This window comes from Pseudomonas fluorescens (genome assembly GCF_000968015.1).
Lineage (GTDB): Bacteria > Pseudomonadota > Gammaproteobacteria > Pseudomonadales > Pseudomonadaceae > Aquipseudomonas > Aquipseudomonas fluorescens_W.
On sequence record NZ_LACH01000094.1, the window covers coordinates 1 to 6562 of the forward strand.

At 59.5% G+C, this 6562-nt stretch carries 5 protein-coding genes and 2 pseudogenes; 3 read left to right on the plus strand and 4 right to left on the minus strand.

All coding sequences use genetic code 11. The features are described from left to right. Window positions 1-137: 137 nt before the first annotated feature. The gene (locus VD17_RS30245) at window positions 138-1940 is read left to right on the plus strand and encodes an acyl-CoA dehydrogenase (protein WP_046057036.1); all 1803 of its coding nucleotides are present in this window, start codon (window positions 138-140) and stop codon (window positions 1938-1940) included. A 109-nt stretch (window positions 1941-2049) separates the two neighbouring features. Here the strand turns inward: VD17_RS30245 and VD17_RS33240 are convergent, their stop codons facing one another. The 4 genes and pseudogenes from VD17_RS33240 to VD17_RS30260 form a co-directional block, all read right to left on the minus strand. Beyond that, complete coding sequence (locus tag VD17_RS33240) at window positions 2050-2895, minus strand: methyl-accepting chemotaxis protein (protein WP_429513125.1); 846 nt, start codon at window positions 2893-2895, stop codon at window positions 2050-2052. Window positions 2896-2916: 21 nt separating this feature from the next. Continuing rightward, a pseudogene (locus VD17_RS33245) lies at window positions 2917-3987 on the minus strand (HAMP domain-containing protein); the annotation flags it as partial. Window positions 3988-4087: 100 nt separating this feature from the next. Then, on the minus strand, window positions 4088-4390 hold the full coding sequence (locus VD17_RS30255) for a cell division protein ZapA (protein WP_046057038.1): 303 nt from the start codon (window positions 4388-4390) through the stop codon (window positions 4088-4090). Then, the gene (locus tag VD17_RS30260; RefSeq protein ID WP_008149645.1) at window positions 4387-4617 is read right to left on the minus strand and encodes a hypothetical protein; all 231 of its coding nucleotides are present in this window, start codon (window positions 4615-4617) and stop codon (window positions 4387-4389) included. The genes VD17_RS30255 and VD17_RS30260 overlap by 4 nt, the downstream gene beginning before the upstream one ends. Window positions 4618-4907: 290 nt before the next feature. Here VD17_RS30260 and VD17_RS33250 point away from each other — a divergent pair. Next, window positions 4908-5663, plus strand: a pseudogene (locus tag VD17_RS33250) (MCP four helix bundle domain-containing protein); the annotation flags it as partial. Then, window positions 5655-6518 (plus strand): methyl-accepting chemotaxis protein, encoded by an 864-nt coding sequence (locus tag VD17_RS33255; RefSeq protein WP_371922129.1) that lies wholly within the window; start codon window positions 5655-5657, stop codon window positions 6516-6518. The pseudogene VD17_RS33250 and the gene VD17_RS33255, both read left to right, overlap by 9 nt. Window positions 6519-6562 lie beyond the last annotated feature (44 nt).

The window sequence follows — 6562 nt, forward strand, 5'->3', positions numbered from 1 at the left end:
GCAGGCTCACTCCTACATTTGTTTTGGGGCGCCTGCTAAGTTGTTGCGCGGCTCTACCATCACGCTCATCAATCATCCTGTTCACCCCGCCCTCCCCACGCCTAGACTCGGTCCATTCCAAAAAAAGGTAGGCCGCCATGTCCGAGACGTTGCTCAGTTCCCGCAATCTGGCTTTCGAGCTGTATGAAGTCCTCGATGCCGAGGGCCTGACTCAGCGTGAGCGTTTCGCCGAGCACAATCGCGAGACCTTCGATGCCGCCATCGGCACCGCCCGCAACATCGCCGAGAAGTTCTTTGCCCCGCACAACCGCAAGAACGACGAGAACGAACCGCGCTACGAGGACGGTCAGGCGATTCTGATTCCGGAAGTGAAACCGGCGGTGGATGCCTTCCTTGAAGCCGGCTTCCTCAACGCCGCACGCAGTTTCGACGCGGGCGGGATGCAACTTCCTACGCTGTTGTCCCAAGCCTGCTTCGCGCACTTCCAGTCCGCCAACGCGGCGTCGACCTCTTATCCGTTCCTGACCATGGGCGCGGCGAACCTGATCGAAAGCTTCGGCACCGAGGAGCAGAAACAGCGATTCCTGCAACCGATGATCGACGGACGCTTCTTCGGCACCATGGCGCTGACCGAACCGCATGCCGGCTCGTCACTGTCGGATATTCGTACCCGCGCAGAGCTTGCGTCTGACGGCACCTATCGCCTGAAGGGCAACAAGATCTTCATCTCCGGCGGTGATCACCCGCTGTCGGAAAACATCGTGCACATGGTGCTGGCCAAGCTGCCGGATGCACCGGCCGGGGTGAAGGGCATTTCGCTGTTCATCGTGCCCAAGTTTCTGGTCAACGATGACGGCAGTCTGGGCAAGCGTAACGATGTGCTGCTGGCCGGGCTGTTCCACAAGATGGGCTGGCGCGGCACCACCTCCACCGCGCTGAACTTCGGCGACAACGGCGAGTGTGTCGGCTACCTCGTAGGCAAGCCTCATCATGGCTTGAGCTACATGTTCCAGATGATGAACGAGGCGCGGATCGGCGTCGGCATGGGCGCGGTAATGCTCGGTTACGCCGGTTATCTGTATTCCCTGGAGTACGCCCGCGAGCGTCCGCAAGGTCGCGTGCCGGACAGCAAGGATCCGAATACCGCGCCGGTGGCGATCATTCAGCACGCCGATGTCAAACGCATGTTGCTGACGCAGAAGGCCTACGTCGAAGGTTCGTTCGACCTCGGGCTGTACGCCGCGCGGCTGTTCGATGACACCACGACGCTGGAGACTGAAGACCAGCGCAAGCAAGCCCATGAGTTACTGGATTTGCTGACGCCGATCGTCAAATCCTGGCCCTCGGAGTTTTGCCTGAAGGCTAACGAACTGGCGATCCAGATACTCGGCGGCCATGGCTACACCCGCGAGTACCCGGTTGAGCAGTATTACCGCGACAACCGCCTGAACCCGATTCACGAAGGGACTCACGGCATTCAATCGCTGGACTTGCTGGGCCGCAAACTGGCACAGAACGGTGGTGCGGGGCTCAAGCAATTGATCCGCCTGATTGCCGATACCGCCGAGCGCGCTCAAGCGTATGAGTCTTTAACTGCGCTGCGTGAACCGCTGGAGAAATTGGTGGCGCGCCTGCAAACCGTGACCATTGGTTTGCTGACGGATTTGGGGCAAGGCAAGGTTAATAGCAGCCTGGCGAACTCGGCGCTGTATTTGAAAGTGTTCGGGCACACGGTGATTGGCTGGCGCTGGCTGGAGCAGGCGATTCGCGCTGAGGAAGGGCTGGCCAAAGGGAATGTGGCGGATGTGAGCTTCTATAGAGGCAAGCTGCAGGCGGCGCGGTATTTTCTGACGTGGGAAGTGCCGGGCTGCCACCATGAATTGGCGATTCTTGAGGCGCGGGATGATGTGTGCCTGACAATGCAGGATGAGTGGTTCTGATCCTGCATTTTTGGTGTTGCTGAAGGCTAATCGCGAGCAGGCTCACTCCTACAGTAGTTCTGTGCTGAACACATTTCTCAATGTAGGAGTGAGCCTGCTCGCGATGGCGTCAGCTCAGTTTAAAGCTACCCATCTGCCGCGCCAGATCATCCGCCAACCGCTGCAATGTCTGACAATCCTCGCGGCAAGCCCTGACCTCCCCGGCGGTGGCATGGGCCAGATCGGAAATCCCCTGTACGTTCCGGTTAATTTCTTCCGTCACCGCCGACTGCTCTTCCGTCGCCGCCGCCACCTGATGGTTCATGTCACTGATGCGCTCCACCTGGCCGGTAATCGCCGTCAACGATGCCCCGGTGCGTTGGCTCGATTCGACACCCGTGCCGGTCGCCGCTTGCCCGGAATGCATCGACGACACCGCGTTCTCCGCGCCTTGCTTGAGGCTGCCAATCATCTGCTGAATCTCATCAGTCGACGACTGCGTCCGCCGCGCCAACGTCCGCACCTCATCCGCCACTACCGCAAACCCACGCCCCATGTCCCCGGCCCGCGCCGCTTCGATGGCCGCGTTGAGCGCCAGCAAATTGGTCTGCTCGGAAATCCCGCGAATCACTGCCAGCACCTGATCGATGGATGCCACCTGATGGGCCAACTCGCCCACCGCACTGGCAGCGAGGCCAATCTCATCGGACATGCTTTCAATGTGCCGGATCGACCCGCCCACCACTTCCCGCGCCTGCATCGCCTCATCGCGGGCAGTTTGCGAAGCCAGCGCAGCGGTGCCGGCGTTCTGGGCGATTTCCTGCACGGTCAGGCCCATTTCGTGGACGGCGGTGGCGACCATGTCGGTCATTTCCTGCTGCCGGCCGGAACGCTCTGCGGTGTTGTCCACCACACGCGCCACCTGGCCGACTGCCGTGCGTAAACGTTCGCTGGTGGTCAGCACTTCGCCGATCATGTCGCGCTGGCTTTCCAGGAATCGATTGAAGCCGCGAGCCAGGTCACCCAGTTCATCCGCGCGACTGGAATCTAACCTGTGGGTCAAATCTCCACCACCGCTACCGATGGCTACCAGTGCCGCTGTTACCTGACGGATCGGCCGCACCAATCCACGGGCCAACAACACCACCAGCATCAGGCAAACCAGCGCCACCGCCAGGCCGATACCGCTGCTCATCCACATCGCGCGGCGGGCTTCGGCGTAGATCTGCGACTGCGGCACTTCGGCCACCAGGGTCCAGCCCAAGTCCCGCAACGGCAGGCTCAATGCCAGGAAATCTTCGCCATCGCGATCGAAGCTGCTGTGGGTGGCCGTTTGTTGGCCCATGACGGCTTGCGCTGCCGGGGCGCCAATCTGTTCGGACAAGGAGCGTTTACCGCTGAACTGCGCTTCGGGATGAACCTGGATCAAACCGTCGGAACGCACGAGATAGACTTTGCCGCGCTCACCGAAGTTGAAGTTGTGGATCAGCTCTGACAGCTCTTTCATGCTCAGGCCAAGCCCGGCAACGCCCACGACTTTGCCGGCTTGCTCGACTTTGAGGTCGATGAACAGCGCCAACTCTCCGGTCGCGGTGTCATTGTCGATATTGAGCGTGCGCGGCTGGTTGCTGTCGAGGAACGAGTAGAACCAGGCGTCTTTGGGGTTGGAGCGGCTGAGGGTCCGGTCCAGGCCTTTTTCAGTGAAGTAGTGGTTTGAAGCTGTGCCGACGATCAGCGCAGTAAAGGCTTTGTGCTCAGCGCGGATGCCTTCCAGATAGGTCACGAAGGTGTGGGTCTGGGCGCTGTTTTCGCCCCCGGCCAACCAGTCGCGCACCATGCTATTGCTGGCGATGTCCTTGGCGGCGGTGAGGGGTTGAACGAGGATTCGCTCGATGTCGTTGCGCATCGCTTCGATGCTCGACGGCAGCGCTTGTTCGACCAGATAGCGCTCGGCAAGACGGTTGACCACGAGGGTATAAATGCCAACCACGATCAGAATACTGACCAGCAGGGCGGTGCCCATGCTCAGGATCAACTGCCATTGAATACTGCGTCGCCAGAACTGCATGGAGCACCCCCAAAGAATAAGAGGCTGAAACACTGCAACAGCCGTGCCGATTGTATACAACGCAAACGACAATTTATTCTTTGGTTGTGCGCAAAGCCGATCAGGCCTGATTGATCGTCTTGGAGATCACTTCAACCGTGGCGCTGACTTGCTCTTGGTAACGGTCGAGTTCCTGCTTGTGCTGTTTCTGCATTTCGATCTGCTGGGAGCACAGATTCATCGCGGCCAGCACCAGCAAGCGGTCACCGATCAGCGTCGGGTACTTCCTTTTGGTGTCGGCCAAAGCTGCCTTCAACATTAACGCGGCGTCCAGCAGGGTTTGCTCTTCCCCGGCCGGCGCCTTGATCGAATAGTCCTCCCCCAGGATCGAGACGACTTTTACCCCTGCGGCGCCGTGACTCATGCGCTGACTGGGCCGGCGCTGACGCGCTCAACCAGGGCCTGGATGCGTGCAGCGGTGGCACCTTGTTTCTCTTCCTGTTCCATCAGGCTCAGTTGCAGGCTTTCGTTTTCATCCTTGGCCTGGGCCAGTTCTGCGCTCAGGGTTTGGTTAGTGCCGAGCAGGGTCTGGTTCTGTTGCACCAGGTCGCTGACCAGCTGTTCCAATTGGCTTAGGGATGCTTCCAACATTTTGATTTTCCAAGCATTTTCAAAGGGCGCGTACGATAAAGAAAAGTCACCACGGATGCCAGGGTTATTGGGGCGCAACGCCTTGATTTTCCTGGCGAGCGACCTTCCTCGCGAACTTTAAAGACTGTGATTGGTGGATCTGGTTCCTGCACTTCGTCGCCGGAGCCTTTATGCGACAAATACGCGCAGGGCCTCAAGACTTTAGTCGTATGACCGATAAGTCACCCATACGTCAGTCTCAGCGCCGCACGGAGGCGCTCTTTTCGGTAAACACCATGTCCCTTCGTAATATGAATATCGCGCCACGGGCGTTCCTCGGATTTGCCCTGATTGGCGGCCTGATGCTGATTTTGGGTGTGTTTGCCTTGAACCAGATGAGCAAGATTCGCGGCGCCACAGAGCACATCACCTCAAGCAGTGTGCCGAGCATCAAAAGCCTCGACGAGTTCACGCAACTCACCCTGCGTCTGCGCGTGCTGTCCTACCGTTTGCTGGTGAACCGCGAGCCGGACGTGCAGCAAAAGACCATGGAACTGCTGGAAACCCGCAATCAGCAGATTCGCGCCGCTCAGGCGATTTACGAAAAACTGATCACCAACCCGCAGGAACGTTCGGCCTACGACCAGTACGTGCAGTTGCTCGGCCAATACCGTCAGATCGAAGACCGCATGAAGACCCTGTCGCGCAACAATCAGGTCGATGAACTGCGCACCCTGCTCAACACCGATTTGCTGACCAACTCCGAAGCGGTCAATGCCGTGTTGAACCGCCTTCTGGAGTTCAACACTCAGCAGACCCTCGACACCAATCAGCAAGCCGCCGACCAGTACGCCTCGGCCTTCAACCTGGTGGTCACCCTGCTAGTGATCGCGACCGGCCTGACCCTGCTTTTCGCCTGGTTGCTGACCAACAGCATCACCAAGCCGATCGCCAACGCCCTGAGCGCTGCCGAAGTAATAGCTGAAGGCAACCTGACTCGCCCGATCACAGTAGACGGTGAGGACGAAGCCGGCCGCTTGCTGCTGGCCATGTCGAAGATGCAGGACAAGCTGCGCGACACCCTGCAACGGATTTCCGGCTCCGCCACGCAACTGGCATCCGCCGCTGAAGAGCTCAACAGTGTCACCGACGAAAGCGCTCGTGGCCTGACTCAGCAGAACAACGAAATCGAACAGGCCGCCACTGCGGTCAACGAAATGACCAGCGCCGTGGAAGAAGTCGCGCGCAATGCCGTCAGCACCTCCGAAGCCTCGAAAAATGCCACCACCTCCGCCGGTGATGGCCGTGACCTGGTGCAGGAAACCGTCAGCGCCATCGAACGCATGAGCGCCGATGTGCAGAGCACCGCGACCCTGATTGGCGACCTGGCCAACGAGTCCCGTGACATCGGCAAAGTGCTGGACGTGATTCGCGGCCTGGCTGACCAGACCAATCTGCTGGCATTGAACGCAGCCATCGAAGCTGCCCGTGCCGGTGAGGCCGGTCGTGGTTTCGCCGTGGTAGCGGACGAAGTGCGTGCCCTGGCCCACCGCACCCAGCAGTCAACCAGCGAAATCGAACGCATGATCGGCAGCATCCAGAGCGGCACCGAACACGCCGTGGATTCGATGCGCAACAGCACCGAGCGTGCTGAGTCGACCTTGAACATCGCCCGTGGTGCAGGCATGTCGCTCGACACTATTAATAGCGCGATCGTCGAAATCAACGAACGCAACCTGGTGATCGCCAGCGCTGCCGAAGAGCAGGCACAGGTGGCCCGCGAAGTGGATCGCAACCTGGTGAACATACGTGATCTGTCGGTGCAGTCGGCGACCGGGGCTAACCAGACCAGTGCCGCGAGCAATGAGCTGTCGCGATTGGCGCTGGACCTGAACAACATGGTTGGGCGGTTTAGCCTCTGATCGAGATTGGTGGTGCTTTCAAGAGCCACCCCTCACTGTAGAGA